Genomic DNA, 25,019 nt, shown 5'->3' on the forward strand with positions numbered 1-25,019 from the left:
CAGCAACCATCATGCCAGTTGCGCAATTGTGCGCAAGCCAATGGTTACCGACTGTCCCGCTTGTAAACGGTTCCGACAAGGATCAGGCCAGCTCACTCAGATCGAGCGCATCGAGCAGCGCCGCGCGGGCGCCAATTACCTGATCGGCCAGAGCAGGATCGCCCAGCTGGTCGGGAGCGATCGCTTCGGGCCACCAGGCGGCGATGACATTTTCGATCCGTTCGGCCTTGGCCGGATCGAGCATGAAGCGCGGATCGACGGTGGCGGGATCGGCCACCACCCGCAGCCGCAGGCAGGCCGGACCGCCACCATTGGCCATCGACTGGCGGACATCGACCGGCAGGACCCGGCGGATTGGCCCGTTCGAGGCCAGCATCTGATCAAGCCAGGCGCGCACGCGCGGATGTTCCCAGGCTTCCAGCGGGATCACCAGACCCATTCCTGCCCCGGCCTCCGAGCCGGGGCCGCCCGAAGGCAGGGTCAGCAGCTGGGCGTTGAACAGGTAGCTCTTGATCGCATCGGCCAGGCTGACAGCAGCGGCCGGAACCACCACGATTTCCGCTTCGGGCAACGCGGCGCGGATCGCGGCATAGGTGCCTTCGGGATCGGCAAAGGCCTGTTCGTGGGTGAACAGCACCCGTTCGTTGGCCACCGCCACCACATCGTTGTGAAAGGCGCCCGCCGCGATTGCTTCGGGGTTCTGTTCGACGAACAGGCAGCGCGCCGGATCAAGCCCGTGCAGGCGCGCCACCGCGCGGCTGGCCTGTTCGTGCTGGCGGGCAGGGAAGGCCCCGCCCGATTTGCCATAGACGAACACTTCCAGCCCGGGCTGATCGTGGCCCGCGCACATCCGCATGTGGTTGGCCGCACCTTCATCGCCAAAGCACGGCGGCACGGCATCATGCACTGCAAAGTGCGCCGGATCGGCAAAGGCCAGGCGCAACTGACGCACCGTATCGGGCCATTCCTGGCTGCGGTGCGGCATGGTGACCAGGTTCGCGGCGCTCAGGTGGCAGCGCCCGTCGCGGGTATCGGGGGCGGGAGAGACAGTGGCGGCATTGGCGGTCCACATCGAACTGGCTGACCAGCTTGCGGCCAGCAGACGCCGGTCCTCACTGCCATCGGCGCCGATCGCGGCCAGGAATACGGGGTTGGGGCGCGGCAGTGGCAGCAGGAAGCCCTGCGCCAGACCCAGCGCCAGATTGTGGCGCATCTTCGCCAGCCCCTGCAGCGCCGCCGCGCGCGGGTAGGAAGTATCGCCGGCATTGTTCGCCGAGGCCAGGTTGCCCAGGCTCAGCCCGGCATAGTTGTGGCTGGGTCCGACGATCCCGTCGAAGTTGATTTCACAGATTGGCATTCAATCCTCCCAAATCCTCCCCCTATGGGTGAGGTGCCGAGCGGAGCGAGGCGGTGGGGGCCCCCACCGTCAGGCCTTCGGCCTGCCACCTCCCCCGAAGGGGGAGGATTGCTAACTTACCACCGCGCCACGTGGGTAACGCTCTGCCCCGGCTCAACGCCCAGCGATCTGGCGCAATCGGGATCGAGCGCGATGCCGCCGTCGCGGTGCTCGATCCAGCCATAGGCAGCGCGGAACCCAGCCAGGCGGCCGCTGGAGACCAGCCGCTTTTCGCCTTCCTTGTGATCGCCCAGCCTGGCATCGATCGCGACGATCGTGTCATCCACCGCCTCGCGAACCGAACGGATCTGGTCGGTGCGTGCCGTCATGGTCGGGCCGCCATCGAAGATGTCGATGTAGCTTTCCCAGGCGAAGCCTTCCACTTCCAGCATCCGCATCGCGGCGCGGCCGGTGGGGTGGGGAATGCCGATCACATGGCGTGCGGCCTCACTCAGCATCGCGATATAGACGGGATGCTTGGGCATCAGGTCGGCAATGAACTGGTTGCCATACTTGGCGTTGAATTCATCAGCGTCCTGGAAATTCATCCCGAAGAACCGGCCGGCAACGCCGTCCCAGAACGGCGATCCGCCGGCCTCGTCGATCACCCCGCGCAGTTCGGCCAGGCAGCGGTCGGCAAAGCGCGCGCGGTGGTTGCGGATGAACAGATAGCGGCTGCGCGCGATCAGCATGCCCAGGCCGCCGGCCCGTTCGCCGGGGTGCAGGAACAGCCCGCCAACTTCGCTCGATCCCTCAAGATCGGTTGACAAGTTCAGGATATCAGCGCGAAAAGTACGGCCCAGCTCTTCGCTGTGCTGGGTCAGTGCGCCGATCCGGTAGCTGTAGAACGGCCACTTCTGCCCGACTGCCGAAAAGACCTGGCAGGTGCCGCGCACCTCCCCGGTTTCGGTGTTTTCCAGCACGAAGACGAACAGGTCATCGGCCACGGTCTCTTCGGTGCGGGCGAACCCCTGCGCGCCGCGTTCCAGCTTGGCAGCCAGCGCCTTGCGATCGGGCGGCAGGTTGGTGAAGCCACCACCGGTGCGCTTGGCCATTTCATAAAGGTGCTGCAGGTCGTCGGCATTGGCCGCGCGGATCACAAAAGTCACAGGGAAGCTCCGGTAGCAAGACGGTGGAGGACCAGCGCAGATAGCCTCGCGCGTTCCTCAAGACTGGGGACGATCAGGAATTCGTCCGGTGAGTGGATCGCGCCGCCGCGCACGCCCATGGTATCGACCACGGGCACGCCGCAGGCCGCGATGTTGTTGCCATCGCAGACCCCGCCCGAGGCCTTGCGGGTGATCGGCTGGCCGAGCAGCGCGCTGCATTCCTCGACGATGCCGAACAGCTTTTCGGCGCGGGCGTCGATCGGTTTGGGCGGGCGTGACATGCCGCCGTGGCGGTGGACATGAACTTCGTGCTCGGCCTGGATCCGGGCGATCAGTTCGGCCAGACCTGCCTCGAACGCTTCGGCCAGCGCCAGTTCGCGTGGACGGATGTTGAACCGCAGCACTGCCAGATCGGGCACCACATTGTTGGCGCTGCCACCGTCGATTTTGGCCGGGTTGACGCTCAGTCCCTCGCGCTCAAGCGCCTTGAGCCCCAGCGCCAGGGCTGCCGCCGCAACCACCGCGTTGCGCCCGTCCTGCGGGTTGCGCCCGGCGTGGGCCGAACGGCCGTGGATCGTCAGCGACCAGTTGCCGCTGCCCGCGCGCGCACCGGCCAGGGTGCCATCGGGCAGCGCGCTGGGTTCATAGGTCAGCGCGGCGGCCTTGCCGCGGGCCAGCCCGGCGATCAGCGGAGCGGAGGAGAGGCTGCCGGTTTCCTCATCGGAATTGATCATCACGTCATAGCCGACCGATGCGGCGGCCGCGCTTTGCTCAAAGGCCTTCAGCGCGGCCAGGATCACTGCGATCCCGCCCTTCATGTCAGCCACGCCCGGGCCGTTGAGCGTCTCCGCATCAAGCCAGGCCTGCTGCTGGAACGGGTGACTGGCCGGGAAGACCGTGTCCATGTGCCCGGTCAGCAGGAACCGTCGCTGCGCCTCGGGTCGCACCCGCAGCACCAGATGCTTGCCATGCTCGATCGCGCGTTGGGCCCCGTCAGCGCCCACGGCGGAGACCGGCGCGGGCTCCTCCAGCGTTACTTCACCCGGCAGCGCGGCATAGGCATCGGCCAGCAGGCCTGCCTGCTGCGCCAGTCCTGAAAGGTTGCCAGTGCCGGTGTTGACCGCACTCCACGCCTGAACCTGCCCCAGCATTGGAGCGGCATCGACAGCTGCGAGCAGCGCCGTTTCGAGGGGCGTAAACTGTTGCATGTGAAACCGTCTCTAGCCGAGAGGGCGAATGCTTCCAACCCCCGGCTCGGAAAGCGGTTGGCAACTCTTCGCAACTGCGGCATAGGCCCGGTGTTCCTCCCCCGGAAATGTTGACTATTACTGGCCGCGGCACGCATGTGCCGGCGGTCTGTGACATTGCGAGGGCATATGAGCGCGTACGTTGAGAAGTCTGGTTTGCAGGTCGATGCGGCACTGGCCGCCTTTGTCGAAAGCGACGTACTGGCGCCGCTGGGGCACGATGCCGGCGCGTTCTGGTCAGGCTTTGCCGCGCTGCTCGATCGGTTCGTGCCCGAAAACCGCGCCCTGCTGGCCAAGCGTGATGAGCTTCAGGCCCGGATCGACGCTTGGCATCAGGAGCGCGCCGGGCAGCCGATCGATCAGGAGGCCTATCAGGCCTTCCTCGCCGAAATCGGCTATCTGGTGCGTGAGCCCGAACCGTTCCAGGTCGGCACGCAGAACGTCGATCCTGAAATCGCGGGCCTTGCCGGGCCGCAGCTGGTGGTGCCGGTGCTCAACGCGCGGTTCCTGCTGAACGCCGCCAATGCCCGGTGGGGCAGCCTCTACGATGCCTATTACGGCACCGATGCGCTCGATGCTCCGCCAGCCCGTCCGGGCGGCTATGACGAGGAACGCGGCGCGGCGGTGATCAAGGCGGTGCGGGCGTTCCTGCACGGCGCGGTGCCGGGCTGGCAGTCGGCGCTGGAAGGCGGCGATTGCGAGCATCTGGTCGCACGGAAGGACGGAGCCTATCTGTTCCGTAACAATGGTTTGCACATCGAAGTTGTGGTCGATCCCGAACACCCGGTGGGCAAGACCGACCCGCTGCACATTGCCGACGTGCTGCTCGAAGCCGCGCTGACCACGATCTGCGACATGGAGGATTCGGTCGCGGCGGTCGATGGACAGGACAAGCTGGCGGCCTATCGCAACTGGCTGGGCGTGATCCGCGGCGACCTGTCGGAAAGCTTTGACAAGGGCGGGCGGACCATGACCCGCACACTCAATCCTGATCGCCAATGGGGTGATCTGATCCTGCCGGGACGCAGCCTGCTGTTCGTGCGCAATGTCGGCCACCTGATGACCAATCCGGCGATCCTGCTGACTGATGGCAGTGAAGTGCCCGAGGGGATCATGGATGCGGTGGTGACCAGCGCGATTGGTGCCCATGATGTGCGCGGCAAGTGCCGGTTTGGTAACAGCCGAAGGGGCTCGATCTACATCGTCAAACCCAAGCAGCACGGGCCGGAGGAATGCGCCTTTACCGATCGGCTGTTCGATGCGGTCGAAGACCTGCTGGGGCTGGATCGCCACACCATCAAGGTCGGCGTGATGGACGAGGAACGTCGGACTTCCGCCAATCTGGCCGCCTGCATCCATGCGGTGAAGGACCGGATCGTGTTCATCAACACCGGCTTCCTCGATCGCACCGGGGATGAGATCCACACCTCGATGCGCGCCGGGCCGATGATCCGCAAGGGCGACATGAAGAAAAGCGCGTGGATTCAAGCATATGAGACGCGCAACGTGCAGATCGGCCTTGCCTGCGGCCTTTCGGGCAAGGCACAGATCGGCAAGGGCATGTGGGCCGCACCCGATCTGATGGGCGAGATGATGGTCCAGAAGATTGGCCACCCCAGGGCCGGTGCCAACACCGCCTGGGTCCCGTCGCCCACCGCCGCCACATTGCATGCAATGCATTACCACCAGGTCGATGTGTTTGCAGTGCAACGCGAACTGGCCGGGCAGCCGTGCCCGGGGCTGGAGCCGCTGCTCTCGGTCCCGCTGGCGGCCGGCACCAACTGGTCGGAAGACGAGATCCGCGAGGAACTGGACAACAACGCGCAGGGCTTGCTGGGCTATGTCGTGCGCTGGATCGATCAGGGCGTTGGCTGCTCGAAGGTGCCGGATATCAATGACATAGGCCTGATGGAAGACCGCGCCACTCTGCGGATTTCCAGCCAGCACATGGCCAACTGGCTGCTCCATGGGGTCTGCACTAAGGACCAGGTGATGGACAGCCTGCGCCGTATGGCGGCCAAGGTCGATGCCCAGAACGCAGGTGATCCGGCCTATGAACCGCTGACCGGCAACGAGGATGCCCCGGCCTTCCGCGCCGCGCTCGACCTGGTGTTCAAGGGGGTCGAGCAGCCCAGCGGCTATACAGAACCGCTGTTGCATGCCTGGCGCAGGCGCAAGAAGGCGGCCAGCTAGGGGCAGAAGGCTTGGATTCCCGGCGCCAATTCATTGCAACGGTTTTCCGATGGTTTGACATGAATTGGACCGGGAAGTGACAGTGTCAGCCCGCTGGCAAGGGCGCGTGATCTTTGCCGATAGATATGCGGTCTTTGAGGGGCAGACCGGTGACAACCGGTTGCACAGTCATGCGGCGGCGCAGGTTGTCATTGGCAACAATTGCTGCGTTCAGCTGGGGGACGGCACGCAGTTCTGCGGCTCGGCATTGCTGATCCGGCCACATGTGCGGCATCGCCTTGTGCCCCAGGCAGATCTGAAGGTGATCCTGATAGAACCTGTCAGTGATCTGGGAGAAGCCTTGCTGACGGGCCTGTCTGACCGTGCCGTGGTGATCCTGAATGACGGTGGTCGGCAGGTCGAGGCGCTGTGTACCGCCCGCCTGGCGCATTCGCTCGATCAACGGCTCGTCGACGCCACTACGCTGTTGTCCCGTTCCAGTCGTAACGATCTGACTCTGGCCGAGGTCGCCGCGGCGGTCGGTTTGTCACCGGTGCGCTTGCGCTCGATTGCCGCGCGGCAACTGGGCATGCCGCTGGCCCGGTGGCGACGGTGGGCGTCGCTTCGGCGCGCCTGTGTTGCCATCACCGAAGGCGCTGCGCCTGCCGATGCGGCATTTGCCGGCGGCTTTTCAGACCAGGCGCATTTGACGCGAACCATGCGGTCGATGCTGGGGATCACCCCGGCAAGCTTGCACCGGGCACTTTCCTGAACTGGCAACCGTTCTGTTCAAGACCGTCCTGCTCCGCGAGAGTTAGGATCTCGGTCGGTTTGATCGGAGGGTATATGGATCGCAAGAAGCTCAAGCGGCTGTTCGAAGAGTCAATGGCCCGCGCCTTGGCGGCAGAACAGAAGGGCGAGTTCGGCCTGGCATTTGCAGAGCTGGAACACGCCCATATCCTGGGCCAACGCTGGCTGGTTCGTCACTTGCGTTCGCACTGGGCAATGCTACGCATCGGTCGGCTCACCGGAAACCACAAGGAAGTTCGGGGTCAGATCATCAGGCTGATTGGTTCACCCCTGTTCTGGCTGGTGGGATGGTTGCCCAAAGGAAATACCGGAGGAGCGAATGTCAGTCCGCTGAAGCCGATGCAGCTTCATGGCGAGCTTGCCGCTGAGCTGGCAGGGTACCGTGTGTGGCTGGATGTCGCTTCGCGCGTAGCGATCGGCTGTGTGATCTGGCTGGGCTTCAAACTGGCGTTTGGTTGATCGGTGCGAAGTCTTGGCCCGTCAGTTCCTGCCCCGCGCTCGACCTGGTCTTCAAGGGGGTGGAACAGCCCAGCGGCTATACCGAGCCGCTGCTGCATGCCTGGCGGCGGGTCAAGAAGGGCGGCTAACCTAGCGCAGCCATTCCGCGATCACCGCCTTGCGGACGGCGCGGAATGGCACGCCGGGACCGATGTCGGCATTGCACAGCACCGCGAAGGTCACGCCTTGGTCGCGGTAAGTCTGCAGCACCGCACTGTACCCCGAAATTGCGCCATAGTGCACCAGGTTGGCGCGCGCTTCACTGGGGCCTGAAACCAGCAGTCCGCAGGCATATTCGGTATCGCCGTAGTGTGCGTCATCAGGGTTGAAGCGGTTGGCGCTGCTCAGGCGGCCATCGCGCAAACGACCCGGAGACAGCATCAGGTCAACATGGGCCTGGTCGAACAGCCGTGCAGTCAGCAACGCGTGGTGCCAGTGACACAGGGCCTCGGCACTGCCGCGCATCGCGCCGGCCCCGCCGGCCTGCGAGGGATCGAGACTGGCGGCATGAATGAACGTTTGGGCCGCATTGTCGGTTGCGGAGTAGCCCGAGGCGCGATGCGGAACGATATCGCGGCTCGAATCCGAAGCCAGTTGGGGTAATCCCAGCGGTCCGGCAATCAGGGTCTTGATTGCATCGGCGTACGACTGCCCGGATACTGCCTCGATCAGCGCGCCCAGCACGATGTAATTGGCATTGCTGTAAAGCCACGCGCTGCCCGGTTCGAAATCGAACGGCTGCTTTTGCCCGGCGATCTCTGCCGCCAGTTCGATCTGGGTCAAGGTTCTGGGGGCAACCGGCTCGTCGCTTTCATCGCTGTGCAGGCCGGCGGTCTGATGCATCAGTTCAAGCGCCGAGAACGGCTTGAGTATCTTGAAAGCGGGAAGCCGTTCGGCCACCGGAGCCTTGAGATCAAGCTTGCCCTGCGCCGCAAGCTTGATCGCGGCAGCGGCAGTGAACTGCTTGGTCAGCGAACCGATGCCGAAGATGGTGTCAGGTCCAACCTGCGTACCGGTTTCCAGGTTGGCCATGCCGAAGCCGCGCGAATAGGCCATGGTTCCGTTACGGGCGACTGCAACAGCTGCACCTGGCGTTCCCCGATTGGCCAGGCTTTCGGCCACTGCGGCATCGATTCCCTTGCCTGAAGCCGTCCGCTTGACCGGCTTTGCCAAAGCACCGGACGTCGAAAGTGCGGCACTTCCAGCCATCATGGCCCGTCGCGTGAATTGCATCAAAGTTGCCAATCCTCGTAATTTTTAGTGCTATATAATGCTAATACAGCAGTTCACTTACGAGGCAAGCCCAGCTCACGCGCCACACTGACAAATTCCTCAACGCTCAGCGTCTCCGCTCTCCGTTGCGGGTCAATCCCCAATCGCTCCAGCGCTGCAAGCGCGCCAGGCACGCCCTTCAGGCTCTGGCGCAGCATCTTGCGGCGCTGGCCAAAGGCGGCTTCGGTGACGCGTTCGAGCACTTTGGCCGAGACGCCTTCGGGCATTTCCGCAGGCGTCACGTGCACGATCGCGCTCATCACCTTGGGCGGCGGGGTAAAGGCGCTGCGGTGGACTTTCATCGCCAGTTTCGCCGCGCTGCGCCACTGTGCCAGCACCGCCAGGCGGCCATAGGCATCGCTGCCGGCCTCGGCGATGATCCGCTGAGCGACCTCAAGCTGGAACATCAGGGTCAGGCTGGCCCACTGCGGCGGCCAGGCCTCACCGCCCAGCCAGCCGACGAACAGCGCGGTGCCGACATTGTAGGGCAGGTTGGCGACCACGTGGTACGGCCCCTCGATCCCGTGCGCCACCTTGGTCGCATCGCCTTCGATCACCCGCAGCTGGGCCGGGAAAGCCTCCGCCAGTTCGGCCAGCGCGGGCAGGCAGCGCCGGTCCATCTCGATCGCGGTAACCTGGGCCCCGGCGCGCAGCAGTGCGCGGGTCAGCCCGCCGGGACCGGGGCCGACCTCTAGCACCTGCTGGGCCTTGAGCTTGCCCGGGATCGCTGCGATCCGGTCCAGCAATTGCTCGTCGAACAGGAAATTCTGGCCCAGCGCCTTGCTGGCGGAGAGGCCGTGCCGCGCAATCACTTCGCGCAGCGGCGGAAGGTCAGTCATCGAACAGCCCCAGCCGCCGTGCCGCGCATTCCCCGGCCATGCGGATCGCAGCGATCATCGCACCGGGATTGGCCAGGTTCTGCCCGGCGATGCCAAAGGCGGTGCCGTGATCGGGGCTGGTGCGCACTACCGGCAAGCCCAGCGTGACATTGACCCCGGAATCGAAATCGAGCGCTTTCAGCGGGATCAGCGCCTGATCGTGGTACATGCACAGCGCCACATCGTAACTTTCGCGGGCATGGGCCGTGAACAGTCCGTCGGCCGGATGCGGGCCGGAAATGGCGATCCCTTCGGCGGCCAGCGCGGCGATGGTCGGGGTGACAATGTCGCTGTCCTCGCGGCCCATCCGGCCATCTTCACCCGCATGCGGATTGAGCGCAGCCACGGCCAGGCGCGGCATCTCGATCCCGAAATCGCGGAACAGCGCCGAAGCCACGATCCGTGCCTTGCGCTCGATCAGGGTGGCATTGATCAGGCCGGGCACGTCTTTCAGCGCCACGTGAACCGTCAGCGGCACGGTGCGCAGCTGCGGCCCGGCCAGCATCATCACTGCATCGCCCGGTGCATAACCGCAGGCGGCCGCGACGAATTCGGTCTGCCCGGGATAGTCGAACCCCACTTCGGCCAGTCGCGCCTTGGCGATCGGTGCGGTGACCAGCGCCGCCGCATCCCCGGCGAGCACCAGCTCTGTCGCCTCGGTGAGCGAGGCGAAGGCCAGTTCCGCGCCTTCGCGATTGGGCAGGCCCGGGCTGTATTCGCCGTCCGCCCCGGCCAGCACCGGCAGGCTGTGGCCGAACAGCTCCAGCGCCTCAGCCGGATGGAAGATCTCGATCACCGGCAGGTCGTAACCGCGCGCGCGCCCGGCATCCCGCAGGATATCGGCTCCGCCGGCTACAAAGAACGGGGGCAGTTCCTCAACTTCGCGGCGTGCCCAGGCAGCGGCGATCAGTTCGGGGCCGACCCCCGCCGGATCGCCCAGCGATACAGCGAGAGGCGGAAAGTCCATCCGTGATCAGTTGCCGTAGTCGATCACTGCATCGCGGCGCAGGTCGCGCAGATAGGCCTGCGCGCGCTTATTGATGCGCTCGTCGAGGATCTGGTTTTCGACCTGGTCGAAAGTCGGTCCGCCGGCCACTTGCGGATCGTCGCGGCCGCACAGCACCAGCACGCTTACGCCGTCCTGGATCGAGCCGAACGGCGGAGTGGCTTCACCGATGTTCAGCCCCAGAACCATGGTCTGTAACGGTCCCGGCAGATCGCGCGCCTTGACCTGATCGCTTGAAACCACCTCGGCGCCTTGCTGCTGGGCAATCGGATCGACCGAGCCGCAGCCCTTGGCGCCCTTCATTGCTTCGGCAAAGGCATTGGCGCGGTCGCGCGCCTGCGCTTCGGTGGTGCCGGGGGCGAACTGGATCGAAACCTGCTTGAGGCTGAGCTGCGCATCGCGCGGATCGGCGGTCAGCACCTTGCGCTTGTCGATCAGCAGCACGATCGAGAAGCCGCCGCGCACTTCGACCGGGCCGATCATCTGGCCCGATTCAAGCCCGGCAACCGCCTGCTGCAGTTCCGCCGGCAGCATGCCCAGCCGCACCCAGCCCAGATCGCCGCCGACCGGCGCGGTCGAGGCTTCGGAAAACTGGCGGGCATAGGCGGTGAAATTGCCGCCCTTCTTGATCTGCTCGACGATCTTGTTCGCGTTCTGCAGCACCGCTTCGCGGTTTTCGCTGGTCGCATAGAGGAAGATTTCGCCGACCCGGTATTCTTCGGTGCCCTTGGCTTCTTCCTGGCGCTTGATCGTGTCGCGCACTTCATCGTCAGAGACGTTGACGAACGGCGTGACATTGCGGCGCAGCAGCCGCTGCCATGACAATTCGCCGCGAATCTGGCGCTTGAGCGAGGCCGGCGACGAGCCGATCTTGGTCAGGTAGGCGTCGAGCGCCTTGGGATCCTGATTGAAATTCTGGCGGGCGATCCGGTCATAGGACGCATCCACCTCCTCATCGGCGACGGCGATGTCCTGCGACTTCGCTTCCTGAATCTGCAGTGTTTCGTCCATCAGGTTGCGCAGCACCTGCAGGCGCAGTCGCTCCATTTCCTCGGGCCCGATCTTGCCGCCGCTGGCACTTACAACCAGGGCAACGCGCTGATCGATATCGGTGCCGGTGATGACTTCACCGTTGATCACCACCATCGCGGTGCGCAGGTTGGGATCCTGCTTGCCGAAGATCTGCGGGTTTTCCGGCAGGTTAAGCCCACCCGCCGGCGGGCCCTGGCGGGCCTGCAGCGGAGCGAGCGGCGACAGGGCCACCAGAGTCAGGGGGATCAGGGCAAGTCGCGAAAGAGAACGCAAACGCAAGCTGGAAGTCACAGTGCTACAAATCCCAATTGCCGCGCGATTTAACGCGCCGAAGTTGCCCGGCCAATGCCGCCCTGCGGCTTAACCTTGCCTGAGCGAGCGCGGATAGCGTGTTTGGCGCGGGCTGCCAATTGCCGATCGCGGCTTGTCACCGGAAGCCGAGATTGCGCAGCGCGATATGGATCTGGAAGGTGTTGCCCCGGCGCGCGTCACCGGTCGCCACATAGTCGCGCCGCCAGGTCACGTCGATTTCCAGGCAATCGTCCTGATAGGCCACGCCCAGCCGGGTACGGATCGGCTGGAAGCCATCGACGCCGACCAGTGTCGGGTCGTCGCTGTTCCCGGTCAGGTCGAACACGCCCGATCCGAAAATCGACCAGTAGCGGGCAAAGCCGACACGCCCGGCGATGCGGGCTTCCTCGCGGTCCTTCAGGTCTTCGATCCCGCTAGAAACGTCGCGGTTCAGCCGCAGGTAGCCCAGTTCCAGGTAGGTCCGTCGGGTCCCGATCGCGGCGTCGAATTCGTTGCGGCGGACTGCGAAATTATCCTTGTCGAGCCGGAAGCGGTGCGTGAACTTGACGAAGTCGCGATAGCGCACCTCGGTCCGCCCGACGATATCGGAGGTGCGGGTCGAAAGCCCGGTGCCATCGGGCAGCAGAGTTGGGCGGTCGGTCAGGCGGTAGCTTTGCCCAACTGTCGTGCTGATCCGCCAGCCTGGCCGTTCGAATTGCCAGTCGAACCCATAGGTAAAGCGCACCCCGTCCTCGATCCGGTCATAGCCGGGGAAGCGGTTGAGCGCGAACAGGTTCGAATCCTCAAGATCGATCGCGCGGGCGTCTTCATTGGGCACGGCCAGGTTGCGCAGGGTGGGGCTGGCGACAACCTGAAAACGCGGGGTCAGCACCTGGGTGCCGCCCAGAAAGCTGCCGACCAGCGGCCACTTGGCGTCAAACGCCACGGTGGCCATCGCCCGGGCCTGCCAGCCCGGATCACCGCGATAGATCACGGTCGAGGTGAGGGCGTTCTCATCGGAATGGTAGATATCGCCCCGGGCCAGCGCGGTCAGCGTCAGTTCCTGACCCATCGGGGTGATCCGCCTGAGATCCCACTGCGCGCTGGCAAAGGCGCGCTGGGTATCCTGCCCGCTGGTGCGGGTGATCGCCATCGAATTGGCCTGCAACTGGATCCGACCGCCCAGCACCGGATCGGCCAGCCGCCGGCGGTAGTCGATCACCGGGACGGCAAAGGGCACCAGCCCCTGCGAATCGCCGACCCGCAAGGTCTGCGTCGCCCAGCCCGAGATCGACAGGTAGCTGTCGGGATCGATCCGTTCGAGATCGACGGTCGAACGTAGGCGATCATCGCGGCTGATGTCATAACGGCGCAGGAAGGTGCGATCGGATGCCAGCCGGCTGGAGAAGGTCAGCCCCCAGTTGGGGCTGAACTGGAAATGGCCGTTGGTGTAGAAATAGCCGCGGAAATCCTTTTGGGTGACCGTGCTGCTGCTGCCGATCGGGATACGCGAGCTGCGGGTGGCATAGCCGGTGACCTGATAGGCGCCATTGCCGGTCAGATGCCGGAACTGCGCTGAAACCATCGGCAGTGCCTTGGTAAAGACATAACCGGTGACCGACAGTTCGCGGTTGGGGCCAAGCCGCTGGTACCAGGTATCGGAAATCTGCACCCCGTTCGACGCTGAAAGCTGCACGTCGGGAATCAGCAGGCCCGAGATTGGCCGACCGTCGGTGGCCAGCGCAATGGTTGGCATCGGCAGCAATGAAACGCCGAACAGCTCGATCCGCGATCCATAGAACCGCACAGTCTTGCTGTCGGGATCGAAGACCACCCGTTTGGCAGTCAACCGCCATGACGGCTGGCGCGGACAGCCCTGGCTGTCTTCAACCGCGCAGGCCGAATAGGCGGCGTTGTGCAGGATTACCTGGCCGTTATCGCCGCGCTCACCGCTCTGCGCAGCCAGACGGCCGCCTTCGCGCAGGACATAGAGCATGTTCTGCATTGCCCCGGCCTTGAGCTCGTCGGTCAGCTCAAGCCGGTCGGTGAACAGCTGGTTGCCATCGACATCGACGAAGCGGATGTTGCCTTCGGCCAGGATCTGGCCGGTCTTGCGATCCCAGGTGACCTTGTCGGCGCGGACCGACTGTTCGCCCCGGCGCAGCACCACATTGCCGAACACGCTGACCTGGTCACTGTTGTCGTCATAGCTGGCGCCATCGGCTTCGAAGCCGATCTTCTCGCCTTCCCTGATCTCCAGCGGCGTGGTCGTTTGCAGGGGCGGGGGGGCTTCTTGCGCCAGTGCAGCAACCGGCGCCGCAAGCAGGCCAAGCGCCAGCAACGCGCCCGAAGCACGGCGGCGGAAAGCAGGCAGCAGGAATTGCGGGCAGCAGCGCCGCTGAGGCAGGACCATGGCTTGCCTATCGCACCGCCCGCGCCTAACTGCAATCCATGCCATCGCGGCCGGGCCACCTTCCGGCGCGGCGCCGCACATTTCCCTTGGGAGCAAGCATGAAAATCGAATTCGTTTCCACCCCGCTGCCCGTCACCACCAGCCCGGTTGCCCATGTCGTGAATCAGGATGGACTGGCTGCCACGCTTGATCCGGTCCTGACCGAAGGCGCCAAGGCCAGCCGCTTTGCCGGCAAAGCCGGGCAGCTGTTCGAAGGCTTCGTCAGCCGCGAAGGCGCGTTCGTGCGCGTTGCTCTGGCCGGTGCGGGCGACAAGGGTGCGAAGGATCGCACCGCTGCGCTGGAAAAGGCCGGTGCGGCGATCACCGCCAAGTACATCGCCTCGGGCGAAAGCGCGGTGACGATCGACCTGTCCGATGCCGGACTGTCGGCTGGTGAGGCCGCGGCGGTGATCCTGGGCGCGCGGCTGCGCGGCTGGCGCCACGATATTTATCGCACCAAGCTGCCCGCCGATCAGCAGGCCTCGCTGACCACGATCCGGATTGCCGGCGCGCCCGCCGGCACCGAAGCCGCCTGGGATATCGAAGCCGCGCTGGCCGATGGCGTCGAACTGACCCGTGAACTGGTGACCGAACCGGCCAACATCATCTATCCCGAAAGCTTCGTCGATCGCGTCACCAAGCGGCTGGAAGGCAGCGGCGTAAAGGTGCGCGTGCTGGATGAAGCCGAAATGGGCAAGCTGGGCATGGGCGCGCTGCTGGGCGTGGCCCAGGGTTCGGTCCGCCCGCCGCGCCTGCTGGTGATGGAATGGAACGGCGGGGACGCCGGTGCCAGGCCGACCGCCTTCGTGGGCAAGGGCGTGACTTTCGATACCGGCGGGATCAGCCTGAAACCCGCCGCCGGGATGGAAGACATGAAGTGGGACATGGGCGGGGCCGGGGCGGTTGCCGGGTTCATGCTGGCGATTGCCCGGCGCAAGGCTAAGGCCAATGTCGTTGCGGTCTGCGGGCTGGTTGAAAACATGCCCGATGGCAACGCCCAGCGCCCGGGTGACGTGGTCACCTCGATGTCGGGCCAGACGGTCGAAGTGATCAACACCGATGCCGAAGGCCGCCTGGTGCTGTGCGATGCGATCACCTGGGTGCAGAAGGAATATTCACCCGCTGCGGTGATCGATCTTGCCACTCTGACCGGGGCGATGATCATCAGCCTGGGCCATGAACATGCCGGGATCTTCTCGAACGACGATGACCTGGCGGGCAAGCTGGTCGCCGCCGGCCTTGCCTCGGGCGACAAGCTGTGGCGCTTCCCGCTGTCACCGGCTTACGACAAGCTGATCGACAGCCCGATTGCCGACATGAAGAACGTCGGCCCGCGCGAAGGCGGCTCGATCACCGCCGCGCAGTTCATCCAGCGCTATGTCGAAAAGGGCACCCCCTGGGCGCACCTCGACATCGCCGGGATGGTCTGGGCCTCGAAGCCCGGCCAAACCTGGGACAAGGGCGCAACCGGTTATGGCGTGCGCGTGCTCGATCGCTTCGTGCGCGACAGTCTTGAGGGTTGATTTCTACCAGTTGAGCCAGTCCTCGCTTGAGGAGGCTCTGCCCGCGCTCGCTGCCAAGATGCTGGGCAGCGGCGCGCGGGTACTGGTGGTTTCGGCTGACGAGGCGCAGCTTGCGCGGGTCAGTGCCGCGCTGTGGGCAGTGAAGGACCAGTTCCTGGCCCATGCCCCGGCTGGCGGCCCGCATGATGCCCGCCAGCCGATCCTGCTCTCGCACAGTCTGGATGCGGCCAATGGCGCGAGCTTTCTGGCGCTGGCCGACGGCCAGTGGCGCGAAGGCGCTGACGCGTTCGAACGGGTGTTCCTGCTGTTTGACGGCTCAAGCATCGACGATGCCCGCGCGACCTGGCGCATGCTGGGTGAGCGCGAAGGTGTCGAGAAGAACTATTGGAGGCAGGAAGGCAAAGGCTGGGTCAAGGCGGCCTGACGCCGTGTTCTGATATCTTGCAGTGCCGCATTTTCCCGGCTAGGGGCGCGCGCACTCTCCCAAAACCCACAAAGTTCGCAAGGAATTTGACATGGCGGTTACCCGCACCTTCTCGATCATCAAGCCCGACGCCACCCGCCGCAACCTGACCGGCGCGGTCACCAAGATGCTGGAAGAAGCCGGCCTGCGTGTCGTCGCTTCGAAGCGCATCCTCATGACCCGCGAACAGGCCGAAGGCTTCTATGCCGTCCACAAGGAACGCCCCTTCTTCGGCGAACTGTGCGATTTCATGATGAGCGAACCGGTGGTTGTCCAGGTTCTGGAAGGCGAAGACGCCGTGGCCCGCAACCGCGAAGTGATGGGCGCCACCAACCCGGCCGACGCCGCCGAAGGCACCATCCGCAAGACCCATGCCCTGTCGATCGGTGAAAACACCGTCCACGGTTCGGACAGCGATGAAAACGCCGCGATCGAAATCGCCTTCTTCTTCAAGCCGGAAGAACTGGTCGGCTAATCCCGCCAGCCTGCAAGGCTTCGCAAGACAAGGGGCTGCCGGAGCGATCCGGCGGCCTTTTTTTGCATTTTATTGTCATAGTTTGACCCAACGCAAGGCGCAGCAGAGCAGGGCTTTCGATACTGCGAATCATCAACCTTAAGCATTGGAGCAAGGATGTCTCATACCCCGCACGAACTGGCCGACGAGTTCCCCAACGATCACGCGGTGCTGCACGAACTGAAGCTGCACAACGCCCACTTCGTGACCCTGGCCGAGCGCTATCATGAACTGAACGGAGAGATTCATCGCATCGAGGTGGAGATCGAAACCCCGTCCGACGAATATACCGAAACGCTCAAGAAAAAGCGTCTGGCGCTGCTCGACGAGATTTCGGGGATGGTCGCCAAGGCCAGGGGCTGACTCACAGCAACGGGCTGAACATCGCCAGCAGGTTCTGCCACAGCCGGCGAAACATGTTGTAGCGCGCGACGGTGTCGTGCGTGATCCGGTCTGACTGGGCGATCCACTGGTCTTGCCGCGCACGGATTTGCGCGGCGAAATCGGGGTTGGCGAACAGCACGTTGTTTTCGAAGTTCAGCTCGAAACTGCGCCGGTCAAGGTTGGCCGATCCGATCAGGCCCACTTCGCTGTCGGCGATCATGGTCTTGGCATGGAGCAGGCCGGGGCGGAATTCGTGGATCTCGACCCCGGCCGCGATCAGCTCGCGGTAGTAGGACCGGCTGGCCCCGGCCACCACGCGGCTGTCGTTGCGGCGCGGCAGCACCAGCACCACGCGCACCCCGCGCCGGGCGGCGCTGGTCAGTGCGAACAGCAATTGTTCGTCAGGAACGAAATAGGGCGTGGTGACCACCAGTTCGCGCCGGGCGGCATGGATCAGCTCGGCAAAGCAGCCGGTCATCGCCGGATAGGACAGGATCGGCCCGGTACCGATCACCTGGGCCGTGATGTGGTGCGGCGCGGCGATCGGGCGGGGCGGTTCAGGAGCGAACAGCGCGGTCACATCGTCGCCGTGTTCGGCCATCCAGTCGCTGGCGAACAGGAACTGGCAATGCCGCGCAACCCCGCCTTCCCAGCGGGTCATCAGATCGACCCAGGGGGCATAGCGCCACTTGATCCGGAATTCGGGATCGGCGGCGTTCTGGCTGCCGCACCAGGCGATCCGGTTATCCAGGATCAGCAACTTGCGGTGGTTGCGCAGGTCAACCCGGCCGCGGATGAAGGTCCAGACGATCCCGCCCACCGGCAGCGCCATGCGGGCATCGACCCCGCCGTTCAGCAGGTCCTGCCAGTGGCTGGAGCGCAGGAACTGGCGCGAACCCAGCGCGTCGGCCAGCACCCGCACCTTGACCCCGCGCGCTGCGGCGCGGATCAGCGCGTCCTTGATCGCGATCCCGCTGGCATCGGCCAGCCAGATGTAGAAGCACAGGTGGACCGTGCTTTGGGCGGCATCGATATCGGCGACCATACCGGCAATCGCGGCCTTGTTGTCTGCGGCCAGCGTTGCGCGGTTGCCCAGCGTGGGCGGCAGGCCATTGACCGTGCGGGCCAGAGCGAAGGGCGCCGCCCAGGGACCCTGACCCAGCTCGCGCGCGGCCTCGGGATCGCCGCCGGGGCGCGGCAGCTGGGCGTCGATTGCGGTAAAGCGGGCGCGGCGGCGCTGGCTGATCCGCGCCTCACCGATCAGCAGATAGGCGATCACCCCCACCACCGGCAGCACCAGAATGGTGATGAACCAGGCGATCCGCGAGGCCGGCTCGCGCTGGGGGCGCAGCAGTGCGCGCAGCAACACCACCAGTTCCAGGGCAAAGACACCCAGGGTCAGCAAAGATGTGAAATCGCGCAGCATTGAAACGATTCTGGGCCTTTTCGCCGCGAAATCCAGTCCTATGCTGCAGGCAAAGGAGAATCGCGATGAAAGGCATGGGCGGAGGGGGCGAGGATTGCCCGTTCGAATTCAACTTCGATCCGGCCACGTTCAAGGTGGGCGATACGGTCAGCTATCGGGTCAGCACGATGGAAGACTGGCCGTTTGTCGGCACGCTGCTGGAAGTGCATGCCGATCATGTGGTGATTTCGCCGGGCCCGACCGAGCCCGACGCACGCTACAAGGGAACGCGGGAGAGCCGCCCCTTGGTGGACGGCTCTGAGATAGCTTAACCGGCCGAGGCGTTGTGGACGGCTTCGGCGGTGCTGTTGTAGCTTTCCACCACTTCAGCGCCCAGGCCCTGCACGCCGACAAGGATACCGGTAACCATCAGGCCGCAGATAATGCCGTATTCGACTGCGGAGGTTCCGGTAGTATCGGCAATAAGCTTACGGAAAAAAGCCATGTCTGGTCTCCTGGCTTCGACTATCGATAATTTCGAATAGAAGCATAGAGTTACCTGCGCCTTCCAGAATGCGGTTAGCGGATCTTAACGATCAGAACGCGTCGGCTGCGTCGATCAATGAAGTCAGCTTCTTAGGAGCCACGCTGCGCCAACTGCGCGCCAGCCAGTCGGCAATCGCGTCCCAGTCGGTATCGCCCAGGTCAAGCCGGATGCCGATCCAGCCGTCGCCGAAATAGGCCGGGCGGTAATAGCGGGCGGGATCGTTCTCGATCAGCTGCGCCTGCTCGTCCGCGCCGCTGATCTTGACCAGCAGCGCCACCTTGCCATCACCATGGTGGTCGCTTGAGACATAGGCGAACTTCTTGCCCTTTACGATCCCGAAGCAGGGCATGCCGTGGCTTTGCACCTCGTCGGCTTCGGGCAGGGCCAGGGCGCGCTGGCGGACCTGCTGGGCCAGCCATTCGGGCGATGTTTCGCGGCTGACCAGTGCCGCCAGGCAGCGCGAATAGAGCTGGTGTTCGGCGATCAGCACCCGGGCGGCCAGACTGTCGGCACTGTCACCAGGAACGATCGCCACCGGGGTCTGGCCCAGCACCGGTCCATCGTCGAGCTCGGCGGTGACCAGGTGGACGGTACAGCCGCCATGGCTGTCACCCGCCTCGATCGCGCGTTCGTGGGTGTGCAGGCCCTTGTATTTGGGCAGCAGGCTGGGATGGATGTTGACCATCCGGCCCTGCCAGCCGGTGACGAATTCCGGGGTCAGGATCCGCATATAGCCGGCCAGGGCAACGAATTGCGCGCCGCTGGCACGGATTGCCGCATCCATCGCCATGTCATGATCGAGCCGGGCCATGCTCTTGTGCGGCAGGCAGAAGGTGGCAACACCTTCCGCCTCGGCCAGTTTCAGGCCGCCGGCCTCGGGGTTGTTCGAGCCGACCAGCACCAGCTCGTACGGGCAGTCCTCGGCCCGGCTGGCATAGAGCAGCGCCGCCATATTGGTGCCGCTGCCCGAAATGAGCACGGCGACCTTGGCGCGATCAGGCAAGGTGGGTGGCTTCCCAGCCCTCGCGGGCCGACCAGGTCTCTGCGCTGCCCTGCACGGTGCAGCCGCGCGGGCCGGCCTCGATCGCGCCGATCACATGGACGGTCTCGCCGGCGGCTGCCAGCTCGGCGGTCAGGCCCGCAACCTGATCGGCAGCCACCGCCAGGACCATGCCTATCCCGCAATTGAAGGTGCGGGCCATTTCGGCCGGTTCGATATTGCCCTGGGCCTGCAGGAAGGCCATCAACCGCGGCTGGGCCCAGGCCCCGGCATCGATCCGCGCGTGCAGCCCGGCGGGCAGGACGCGCGGCACGTTTTCCAGCAGGCCGCCACCGGTAATGTGAGCCAGGGCATGGATTTTGCCGCTGCGGATCGCGGGCAGCAGGCTTTTCACATAGATCCGGGTCGGTTCTATCAGGGTATCGATCAGCAGGCGATCGGGATCGAACAGGGCGGGGCGGTCCAGCTTCCAGCCCTTGTCCGCTGCCAGCCGGCGGACCAGCGAATAGCCGTTCGAATGGACGCCGGAGCTGGCCAGGCCCAGCAGCACGTCACCTTCGGCCACCTTGTCGCCGGTCAGCTGCTCGCCGCGTTCAACCGCGCCGACGCAGAAACCCGCCAGGTCATAGTCGCCGGCGGCATACATTCCGGGCATTTCCGCGGTTTCGCCGCCGATCAGCGCGCAGCCGGCCAGCTTGCAGCCTTCGGCAATACTGGCGACCACGCGTTCGGCCACCCCGGTTTCAAGCTTGCCGGTGGCGAAATAGTCGAGGAAGAACAGCGGCTCCGCGCCCTGAACGATCAGATCGTTGACGCACATCGCGACCAGGTCCTGGCCGATCGAATCGTGCCGGTCATGGTCGATCGCCAGCTTGACCTTGGTGCCGACCCCGTCGTTGGCGGCAACCAGCAGCGGATCATTGTATCCCGCGGCGCGCGGATCGAAGAACCCGCCAAAGCCGCCGATCTCGGCATCGGCGCCGGGCCGCGCGGTGGCCTTGACCAGCGGGCCGATCGCCTTGACCAGCGCGTTTCCGGCGGCAATCGAGACGCCGGCTTGCTCATAGCTGTAAGACTTTTCAGACATCGAACGCGCGCCTAGCGCTTTCCCGCTTGGATTTCCACGGATGATTGGGCAAAAGGCATGCGGTTTTCCCCGATGGCTGTCGCAATACACCTTTCCTCGCTGCGCACATGGCGCCCCGGACCCGCCGCCACGCTGCTTGGCGGGCTGGCGCTCGCGCTGATCGCTGGCCTGCTCGCGCTGGGCCCGGCCCGGCTGTGGGCGCAGATCGAAGGGGATCGCGGGATCGTGCCGGTGGCCAGCACATCGGACATTCAGATCAACGATGTTGAGGTCAACACCACCGGCTCCAACGCGCAGGAAGCCCGGTCCAAGGGCTGGCAGGAAGCCGCGCGGCTGGCGTGGAAGAAGGCGGGCGGGCCGTCGATGGACGATGGCTCGATCCAGTCGATGGTTTCGGCGGTGGTGATCCAGCGCGAACAGATCGGGCCGCGCCGCTACATCGCCACACTGGGTGTGGTGTTCGACCGCGCCCGCGCCGGGCAGTATCTGGGCGGCACCAACGGCGGACGTGCGCATTCGGCGCCGCTGCTGGTGATTCCGGTGCTCTATTCGGGCGGCGTTGCGCAGGTCTTTGAGGTCAAAGGCCCCTGGCAAAAGGCCTGGGCTGAATTTCGCGCCGGCAACAGCCCGATCGACTATGTCCGCCCGGTCGGTGCCGGCGGGGATTCGCTGCTGGTCACCGCCGGGCAGCCAGGCCGCCGCAGCCGGGCATGGTGGCGCAATGTGCTCAGCCAGTATGGTGCGCGCGATGTGATCGTGCCCGAAGCGCGGCTTGAGCGGCAGTGGCCGGGCGGGCCGGTGCGCGGCACCTTCACCGCGCGGTATGGCCCTGACAACACCTTCCTGGGCAGCTTCACGCTGACCGCCAATGATGAGGCCGGCCTGCCCAAGATGCTGTCCGAAGCCGTGGTGCGGCTGGACCAGCTCTATGGTCAGGCGCTCGAAGAAGGTCAGCTCAAGCCCGATACCTCGCTCAACATGCAGGCGCAGATGGATCCTGGGCTGGCAGCGCTGATCGCCGCCGGGCAGGCGCCCCAACAGGCCGCGCCCAGCGCGGCACCCACCGCCGAAGCCAGCGCCACGCCTACGCCCACCGCCGCACCGGTCGAAACGCGTACCTTTACCGTCCAGTTCGCTTCGCCTGATGCCGGCGCGGTCGATGCCGCGCTGGGCGCGGTGCGCTCGGCCCCGGGGGTCAAGGGCGCTTCGACCACCAGCCTGGCAATGGGCGGCACATCGGTGATGCGGGTTACCTATGAAGGCGATATCGACACTCTGGCCGCCGCGCTGCGCGGCCGCGGGTGGCGGGTAACCGTCGGCGCCAACGCCCTTTCGATCAAGCGCTGATGGGCCAGATCGCGCTCCCGCTGAAGGCGGGGGGCCATGGCCCTTCGCGGATCGTGCTCGGCCCGGCCAACCAGGCTGCGGTCGAGGCGCTGGCCATGGCGCAGACCTGGCCGTTCCGCACCGCCGTGCTGTCTGGCCCGCCGCGTTCGGGCAAGACGCTGCTGGCACGCTGGTTTGCGGATCGCGGGCTGGGCGAAGCGATCGACGACGCCGACCGGGTGGACGAGACCGAGCTGTTTCACCGCTGGAACCGCGCCCAGGAACGCGCCACGCCGCTGCTATTGGTGACCGGCCAGCACGAGCATGGCTGGCGGATCACCTTGCCCGATCTTGCCTCACGGCTTGGCGCTGCGCTGCAGCTGGCGATCGGCGCGCCGGATGAGGCCTTGCTGGAGGATCTGCTGCTGGTCCATGCCGAGCAACGCGGGCTGGCGCTTGGACCCGATGCGGCGGCCTATCTTGTGCCGCGGATCGAGCGTACCCATATCGCAGTTGAACGGCTGGTCGAGACGATCGACCGGCTGAGCCTTGAACGCAAGGCGCCGCCCACGCAGGGGATCTGGCGCGAGGCGCTTGAGGAGCTTTACGGCCCCAACGAGCCGCGCTTGCTTTAGCACGTCGCCCGTGGGACACTGGGGGAACCATGTTGCAAGAGCTGACCCGCTATCTCGACTCGATCGTCGCGCGCGATCCCAGCCCGCGTTCGCGTTGGGAAGTGCTGCTCTATCCCGGGGTCTGGGCCCTGGGCCTGCACCGCGTGGCGCACTGGCTGTTTGAGGCCGAGCTGTTTTTCCTGGCCCGCATCGTCAACCATTTCAGCCGCCTGCTGACCGCGATCGACATCCACCCCGGGGCCACCATCGGGCGCAATTTCTTTATCGATCACGGTTTCGTGGTGATCGGTGAAACCGCCGAGATCGGCGACAATGTGACCATGTACCAGGGATCGACCCTGGGCGGCACCAACCCAACCAACGGCCAGGGCGGCAAGCGCCACCCGACTATCGGTGACAATGTGATCGTCAGCCTGGGCGCGGCGATCCTGGGGCCGATCACGGTGGGCGCGGGCGCGCGGATCGGCGCCAATGCCGTGGTGACCAAGGACGTGGCCGAAGGCGCGACCATGGTGGGCATCCCGGCCAAGCCGACGCTGGTCGAGGTGAAGCCCGAAACGCAGAATTTCGTGCCCTATGGCACCCCGTGCACCGAACGCTTCGATCCGGCGACGCAGAAGCTGGAACTGCTACAGTGCGAAATGCAGGTCATGCAAAAGCGGCTGGCCCAGCTGCTTGAAGAACGCGATGCCACTGCCGCCAAGCAGAGCGCCGGCCGCAAGCGCGGGGGCACGAAGCAGGCTTGAGCGCCACCGTCACGCCCTTTCCCAGTCTGGCGGCGCGCACCGCGCAGGTTGGCTTTGAACGTGACGAACTGATGCGCATCCTCGATCTTTATGGGCGTATGGTCGCGGCCGGGATGTGGCGCGACTATGCGATGGATTTCAGCAAGGACGCGGCGGTGTTCAGCGCCTTTCGCCGCACCGCCGAACGCCCCGAGGCCCGGATCGAAAAGCGCCCGGCGCTGCGCGGCAAGCAAGGCATGTGGACCCTGTTTGGTGAGGGCGGGCAAGTGCTCAAGCGCGGGCATGAACTGGCCGGCGTGCTGTTCCCGATCGAACGGCGGCTGCTCAAGGTGGTGGAGGGTTAGCGGATGGCAAAGTGCGGAACCTGTGGTGGCAGTGGCCGGTGCCGGACCTGCGGCGGCAGCGGCGATGGCAAGTCGGTAACGCCGCATCCCTCAAAGCAATTGCAGCGCGGTGGCGGCAAGGTGGTCTGTCCATCCTGCCGGGGCAAATGCTATTGCATCGAATGCAACGGATCGGGGCAGGATTGAGCGCAGCGATCAGGCAAAGGTATCGCCCACGCTTGTCACCGTTTCCTGCGCCTTGGTGATCCGGCCCACGATCCGGATCAGGAACCAGGCCGATCCGGCCAGCAGCAGGCTGGCAAAGGCCAAGGCCAGCATATTGGTGCCGGGCGGTGTCAGGAACACGAAGAAGCTGAACCGGTCGATCAGTACCATCACGGTCAGCAGGCTGACGATCAGGATTCCCACGACATAACAGGTCCACCATGAATTGACTGCATCGACGCTCTGGTTCGCGAACCAGGGTTCCTCGCCGTGGCTGCGGTTCCACAGCTCGCGCATCGCGCCTTTGGGGGCATAGAGGTTGAAGCCCGGGACCCACAGGCTCACTGCAGTCCAGCCGGGTGCATAGTTCAGTCCGTCAAGCTGATCGGCGTGGAGGTTGGCATGCGCTCGCCAGACCCACAGCGTCAGCGCGATCGCGGCGGGCACAAAGGTCAGCACGATGTAGAACACAAAGGCCGGGGTGGTGATCAGCCAGGCTGAATAGCCGCCCTGAAACTCCTGCACCGCCAAAAGCAGCGTGGCCAATGCCACCAGTCCGGTCACCAGCAGGAACAGCGCCAGCAGCGCCTGGGTTACCACCGCGCGTAGCTTGAGCGAGGCCACTCCACGTTCAACCCGCATTCCGACCATGAAAATCCCCCCGAAAGCAGTGCCTTC

26 protein-coding genes are annotated in these 25,019 nt (G+C 65.1%); 13 read left to right on the plus strand and 13 right to left on the minus strand.

Annotated elements, in window-relative coordinates; genetic code table 11:
• Window positions 1-82: 82 nt before the first annotated feature.
• The 3 genes from IT549_RS05765 to IT549_RS05775 all read right to left on the minus strand — a co-directional run bounded on the left by IT549_RS05765 (window position 83) and on the right by IT549_RS05775 (window position 3,713).
• Window positions 83-1,357 carry an N-succinylarginine dihydrolase gene (locus IT549_RS05765; protein ID WP_292970711.1) on the minus strand — a complete coding sequence of 425 codons (1,275 nt, stop codon included), beginning with the start codon at window positions 1,355-1,357 and terminating at the stop codon, window positions 83-85.
• 116 nt (window positions 1,358-1,473) lie between these two features.
• Window positions 1,474-2,505 carry an arginine N-succinyltransferase gene (locus IT549_RS05770; protein WP_292970714.1) on the minus strand — a complete coding sequence of 344 codons (1,032 nt, stop codon included), beginning with the start codon at window positions 2,503-2,505 and terminating at the stop codon, window positions 1,474-1,476.
• A complete protein-coding gene (locus IT549_RS05775) occupies window positions 2,502-3,713 on the minus strand; it encodes a hydrolase (protein ID WP_292970717.1) in 1,212 nt (403 codons plus the stop codon). The genes IT549_RS05770 and IT549_RS05775 overlap by 4 nt, the downstream gene beginning before the upstream one ends.
• Before the next feature lie 168 nt (window positions 3,714-3,881).
• On the opposite strand from IT549_RS05775, the gene IT549_RS05780 reads away from it, so the two are divergent.
• The 4 genes from IT549_RS05780 to IT549_RS05795 all read left to right on the plus strand — a co-directional run bounded on the left by IT549_RS05780 (window position 3,882) and on the right by IT549_RS05795 (window position 7,321).
• Window positions 3,882-5,945, plus strand: coding sequence for a malate synthase G (locus IT549_RS05780; protein WP_292970720.1), 2,064 nt, complete (start codon window positions 3,882-3,884; stop codon window positions 5,943-5,945).
• Window positions 5,946-6,027: 82 nt separating this feature from the next.
• Window positions 6,028-6,696 carry an AraC family transcriptional regulator gene (locus IT549_RS05785; protein WP_292970722.1) on the plus strand — a complete coding sequence of 223 codons (669 nt, stop codon included), beginning with the start codon at window positions 6,028-6,030 and terminating at the stop codon, window positions 6,694-6,696.
• 74 nt (window positions 6,697-6,770) lie between these two features.
• Window positions 6,771-7,193 (plus strand): DUF3703 domain-containing protein, encoded by a 423-nt coding sequence (locus IT549_RS05790; RefSeq protein ID WP_292970725.1) that lies wholly within the window; start codon window positions 6,771-6,773, stop codon window positions 7,191-7,193.
• Entirely contained in the window at window positions 7,190-7,321 is a 132-nt protein-coding gene (locus IT549_RS05795) for a hypothetical protein (protein WP_292970727.1), read from the plus strand. Before IT549_RS05790 ends, IT549_RS05795 begins: the two co-directional genes overlap by 4 nt.
• 1 nt (window position 7,322) lies before the next feature.
• Here IT549_RS05795 and IT549_RS05800 read toward each other — a convergent pair whose 3' ends face one another.
• The 5 genes from IT549_RS05800 to lptD all read right to left on the minus strand — a co-directional run bounded on the left by IT549_RS05800 (window position 7,323) and on the right by lptD (window position 14,124).
• Window positions 7,323-8,441 carry a serine hydrolase domain-containing protein gene (locus IT549_RS05800; protein WP_292970729.1) on the minus strand — a complete coding sequence of 373 codons (1,119 nt, stop codon included), beginning with the start codon at window positions 8,439-8,441 and terminating at the stop codon, window positions 7,323-7,325.
• Window positions 8,442-8,518: 77 nt separating this feature from the next.
• The gene (gene rsmA / locus IT549_RS05805; RefSeq protein ID WP_292970731.1) at window positions 8,519-9,343 is read right to left on the minus strand and encodes a 16S rRNA (adenine(1518)-N(6)/adenine(1519)-N(6))-dimethyltransferase RsmA; all 825 of its coding nucleotides are present in this window, start codon (window positions 9,341-9,343) and stop codon (window positions 8,519-8,521) included.
• Window positions 9,336-10,349 carry a 4-hydroxythreonine-4-phosphate dehydrogenase PdxA gene (pdxA, locus tag IT549_RS05810; RefSeq protein ID WP_292970734.1) on the minus strand — a complete coding sequence of 338 codons (1,014 nt, stop codon included), beginning with the start codon at window positions 10,347-10,349 and terminating at the stop codon, window positions 9,336-9,338. The genes rsmA and pdxA overlap by 8 nt, the downstream gene beginning before the upstream one ends.
• Before the next feature lie 6 nt (window positions 10,350-10,355).
• Complete coding sequence (locus IT549_RS05815) at window positions 10,356-11,651, minus strand: peptidylprolyl isomerase (RefSeq protein ID WP_292970736.1); 1,296 nt, start codon at window positions 11,649-11,651, stop codon at window positions 10,356-10,358.
• A gap of 196 nt (window positions 11,652-11,847) precedes the next feature.
• Complete coding sequence (lptD, locus tag IT549_RS05820; protein ID WP_292970739.1) at window positions 11,848-14,124, minus strand: LPS assembly protein LptD; 2,277 nt, start codon at window positions 14,122-14,124, stop codon at window positions 11,848-11,850.
• A 98-nt stretch (window positions 14,125-14,222) separates the two neighbouring features.
• On the opposite strand from lptD, the gene IT549_RS05825 reads away from it, so the two are divergent.
• From IT549_RS05825 to IT549_RS05840, 4 genes are all read left to right on the plus strand, one after another.
• Window positions 14,223-15,686: a leucyl aminopeptidase gene (locus tag IT549_RS05825; protein ID WP_292970742.1), complete on the plus strand. Its 1,464-nt coding sequence runs from the start codon at window positions 14,223-14,225 to the stop codon at window positions 15,684-15,686.
• Entirely contained in the window at window positions 15,676-16,110 is a 435-nt protein-coding gene (locus IT549_RS05830; RefSeq protein ID WP_292970745.1) for a DNA polymerase III subunit chi, read from the plus strand. The genes IT549_RS05825 and IT549_RS05830 overlap by 11 nt, the downstream gene beginning before the upstream one ends.
• Window positions 16,111-16,201: 91 nt before the next feature.
• Window positions 16,202-16,624, plus strand: a complete 423-nt coding sequence (gene ndk, locus IT549_RS05835; RefSeq protein WP_292970748.1) for a nucleoside-diphosphate kinase — start codon at window positions 16,202-16,204, stop codon at window positions 16,622-16,624.
• 156 nt (window positions 16,625-16,780) lie between these two features.
• Window positions 16,781-17,026: a DUF465 domain-containing protein gene (locus IT549_RS05840; RefSeq protein ID WP_292970750.1), complete on the plus strand. Its 246-nt coding sequence runs from the start codon at window positions 16,781-16,783 to the stop codon at window positions 17,024-17,026.
• Between the two features lies 1 nt (window position 17,027).
• Here the strand turns inward: IT549_RS05840 and cls are convergent, their stop codons facing one another.
• A complete protein-coding gene (gene cls / locus IT549_RS05845; RefSeq protein ID WP_292970752.1) occupies window positions 17,028-18,473 on the minus strand; it encodes a cardiolipin synthase in 1,446 nt (481 codons plus the stop codon).
• A 65-nt stretch (window positions 18,474-18,538) separates the two neighbouring features.
• Between cls and IT549_RS05850 the strand changes: the two genes are divergently transcribed.
• Complete coding sequence (locus IT549_RS05850; protein ID WP_292970754.1) at window positions 18,539-18,784, plus strand: hypothetical protein; 246 nt, start codon at window positions 18,539-18,541, stop codon at window positions 18,782-18,784.
• On the opposite strand, the gene IT549_RS05855 is transcribed toward IT549_RS05850, so the two are convergent.
• The 3 genes from IT549_RS05855 to purM all read right to left on the minus strand — a co-directional run bounded on the left by IT549_RS05855 (window position 18,781) and on the right by purM (window position 21,086).
• A complete protein-coding gene (locus IT549_RS05855) occupies window positions 18,781-18,957 on the minus strand; it encodes a hypothetical protein (protein WP_292970756.1) in 177 nt (58 codons plus the stop codon). The genes IT549_RS05850 and IT549_RS05855 overlap by 4 nt on opposite strands.
• A 91-nt stretch (window positions 18,958-19,048) precedes the next feature.
• Window positions 19,049-20,002, minus strand: coding sequence for a phosphoribosylglycinamide formyltransferase (purN, locus tag IT549_RS05860; RefSeq protein ID WP_292970758.1), 954 nt, complete (start codon window positions 20,000-20,002; stop codon window positions 19,049-19,051).
• Window positions 19,995-21,086, minus strand: coding sequence for a phosphoribosylformylglycinamidine cyclo-ligase (gene purM, locus IT549_RS05865; protein WP_292970761.1), 1,092 nt, complete (start codon window positions 21,084-21,086; stop codon window positions 19,995-19,997). Before purM ends, purN begins: the two co-directional genes overlap by 8 nt.
• A 72-nt stretch (window positions 21,087-21,158) precedes the next feature.
• On the opposite strand from purM, the gene IT549_RS05870 reads away from it, so the two are divergent.
• From IT549_RS05870 to IT549_RS05885, 4 genes are read left to right on the plus strand one after another with little or no spacing between them, the layout of a single operon-like run.
• Window positions 21,159-22,433 carry a heavy-metal-associated domain-containing protein gene (locus IT549_RS05870; protein WP_292970764.1) on the plus strand — a complete coding sequence of 425 codons (1,275 nt, stop codon included), beginning with the start codon at window positions 21,159-21,161 and terminating at the stop codon, window positions 22,431-22,433.
• On the plus strand, window positions 22,433-23,047 hold the full coding sequence (locus IT549_RS05875; protein ID WP_292970766.1) for an ATPase: 615 nt from the start codon (window positions 22,433-22,435) through the stop codon (window positions 23,045-23,047). Before IT549_RS05870 ends, IT549_RS05875 begins: the two co-directional genes overlap by 1 nt.
• Before the next feature lie 29 nt (window positions 23,048-23,076).
• Window positions 23,077-23,793 (plus strand): serine O-acetyltransferase EpsC, encoded by a 717-nt coding sequence (epsC, locus tag IT549_RS05880; protein WP_292970768.1) that lies wholly within the window; start codon window positions 23,077-23,079, stop codon window positions 23,791-23,793.
• Complete coding sequence (locus IT549_RS05885) at window positions 23,790-24,137, plus strand: DUF2794 domain-containing protein (RefSeq protein WP_292970771.1); 348 nt, start codon at window positions 23,790-23,792, stop codon at window positions 24,135-24,137. Before epsC ends, IT549_RS05885 begins: the two co-directional genes overlap by 4 nt.
• A 195-nt stretch (window positions 24,138-24,332) precedes the next feature.
• Here the strand turns inward: IT549_RS05885 and IT549_RS05890 are convergent, their stop codons facing one another.
• Window positions 24,333-24,992 carry a DUF4328 domain-containing protein gene (locus IT549_RS05890; protein ID WP_292970773.1) on the minus strand — a complete coding sequence of 220 codons (660 nt, stop codon included), beginning with the start codon at window positions 24,990-24,992 and terminating at the stop codon, window positions 24,333-24,335.
• Window positions 24,993-25,019 lie beyond the last annotated feature (27 nt).

The sequence above is a fragment of the Novosphingobium sp. genome, from assembly GCF_020852455.1.
GTDB lineage: Bacteria > Pseudomonadota > Alphaproteobacteria > Sphingomonadales > Sphingomonadaceae > Novosphingobium.

Bases quoted from the DNA above. Each gene is read 5' to 3' on its own strand.
- IT549_RS05765 (WP_292970711.1), bottom strand. From the start codon at position 1,357: ATGCCAATCTGTGAAATCAACTTCGACGGGATCGTCGGACCCAGCCAC.
- IT549_RS05775 (WP_292970717.1), bottom strand. From the start codon at position 3,713: ATGCAACAGTTTACGCCCCTCGAAACGGCGCTGCTCGCAGCTGTCGAT.
- IT549_RS05780 (WP_292970720.1), top strand. From the start codon at position 3,882: ATGAGCGCGTACGTTGAGAAGTCTGGTTTGCAGGTCGATGCGGCACTG.
- IT549_RS05790 (WP_292970725.1), top strand. From the start codon at position 6,771: ATGGATCGCAAGAAGCTCAAGCGGCTGTTCGAAGAGTCAATGGCCCGC.
- IT549_RS05800 (WP_292970729.1), bottom strand. From the start codon at position 8,441: ATGGCTGGAAGTGCCGCACTTTCGACGTCCGGTGCTTTGGCAAAGCCG.
- rsmA (WP_292970731.1), bottom strand. From the start codon at position 9,343: ATGACTGACCTTCCGCCGCTGCGCGAAGTGATTGCGCGGCACGGCCTC.
- pdxA (WP_292970734.1), bottom strand. From the start codon at position 10,349: ATGGACTTTCCGCCTCTCGCTGTATCGCTGGGCGATCCGGCGGGGGTC.
- lptD (WP_292970739.1), bottom strand. From the start codon at position 14,124: ATGGTCCTGCCTCAGCGGCGCTGCTGCCCGCAATTCCTGCTGCCTGCT.
- IT549_RS05825 (WP_292970742.1), top strand. From the start codon at position 14,223: ATGAAAATCGAATTCGTTTCCACCCCGCTGCCCGTCACCACCAGCCCG.
- ndk (WP_292970748.1), top strand. From the start codon at position 16,202: ATGGCGGTTACCCGCACCTTCTCGATCATCAAGCCCGACGCCACCCGC.
- IT549_RS05840 (WP_292970750.1), top strand. From the start codon at position 16,781: ATGTCTCATACCCCGCACGAACTGGCCGACGAGTTCCCCAACGATCAC.
- cls (WP_292970752.1), bottom strand. From the start codon at position 18,473: ATGCTGCGCGATTTCACATCTTTGCTGACCCTGGGTGTCTTTGCCCTG.
- IT549_RS05850 (WP_292970754.1), top strand. From the start codon at position 18,539: ATGAAAGGCATGGGCGGAGGGGGCGAGGATTGCCCGTTCGAATTCAAC.
- IT549_RS05855 (WP_292970756.1), bottom strand. From the start codon at position 18,957: ATGGCTTTTTTCCGTAAGCTTATTGCCGATACTACCGGAACCTCCGCA.
- purM (WP_292970761.1), bottom strand. From the start codon at position 21,086: ATGTCTGAAAAGTCTTACAGCTATGAGCAAGCCGGCGTCTCGATTGCC.
- IT549_RS05870 (WP_292970764.1), top strand. From the start codon at position 21,159: ATGGCTGTCGCAATACACCTTTCCTCGCTGCGCACATGGCGCCCCGGA.
- IT549_RS05875 (WP_292970766.1), top strand. From the start codon at position 22,433: ATGGGCCAGATCGCGCTCCCGCTGAAGGCGGGGGGCCATGGCCCTTCG.
- epsC (WP_292970768.1), top strand. From the start codon at position 23,077: ATGTTGCAAGAGCTGACCCGCTATCTCGACTCGATCGTCGCGCGCGAT.
- IT549_RS05890 (WP_292970773.1), bottom strand. From the start codon at position 24,992: ATGGTCGGAATGCGGGTTGAACGTGGAGTGGCCTCGCTCAAGCTACGC.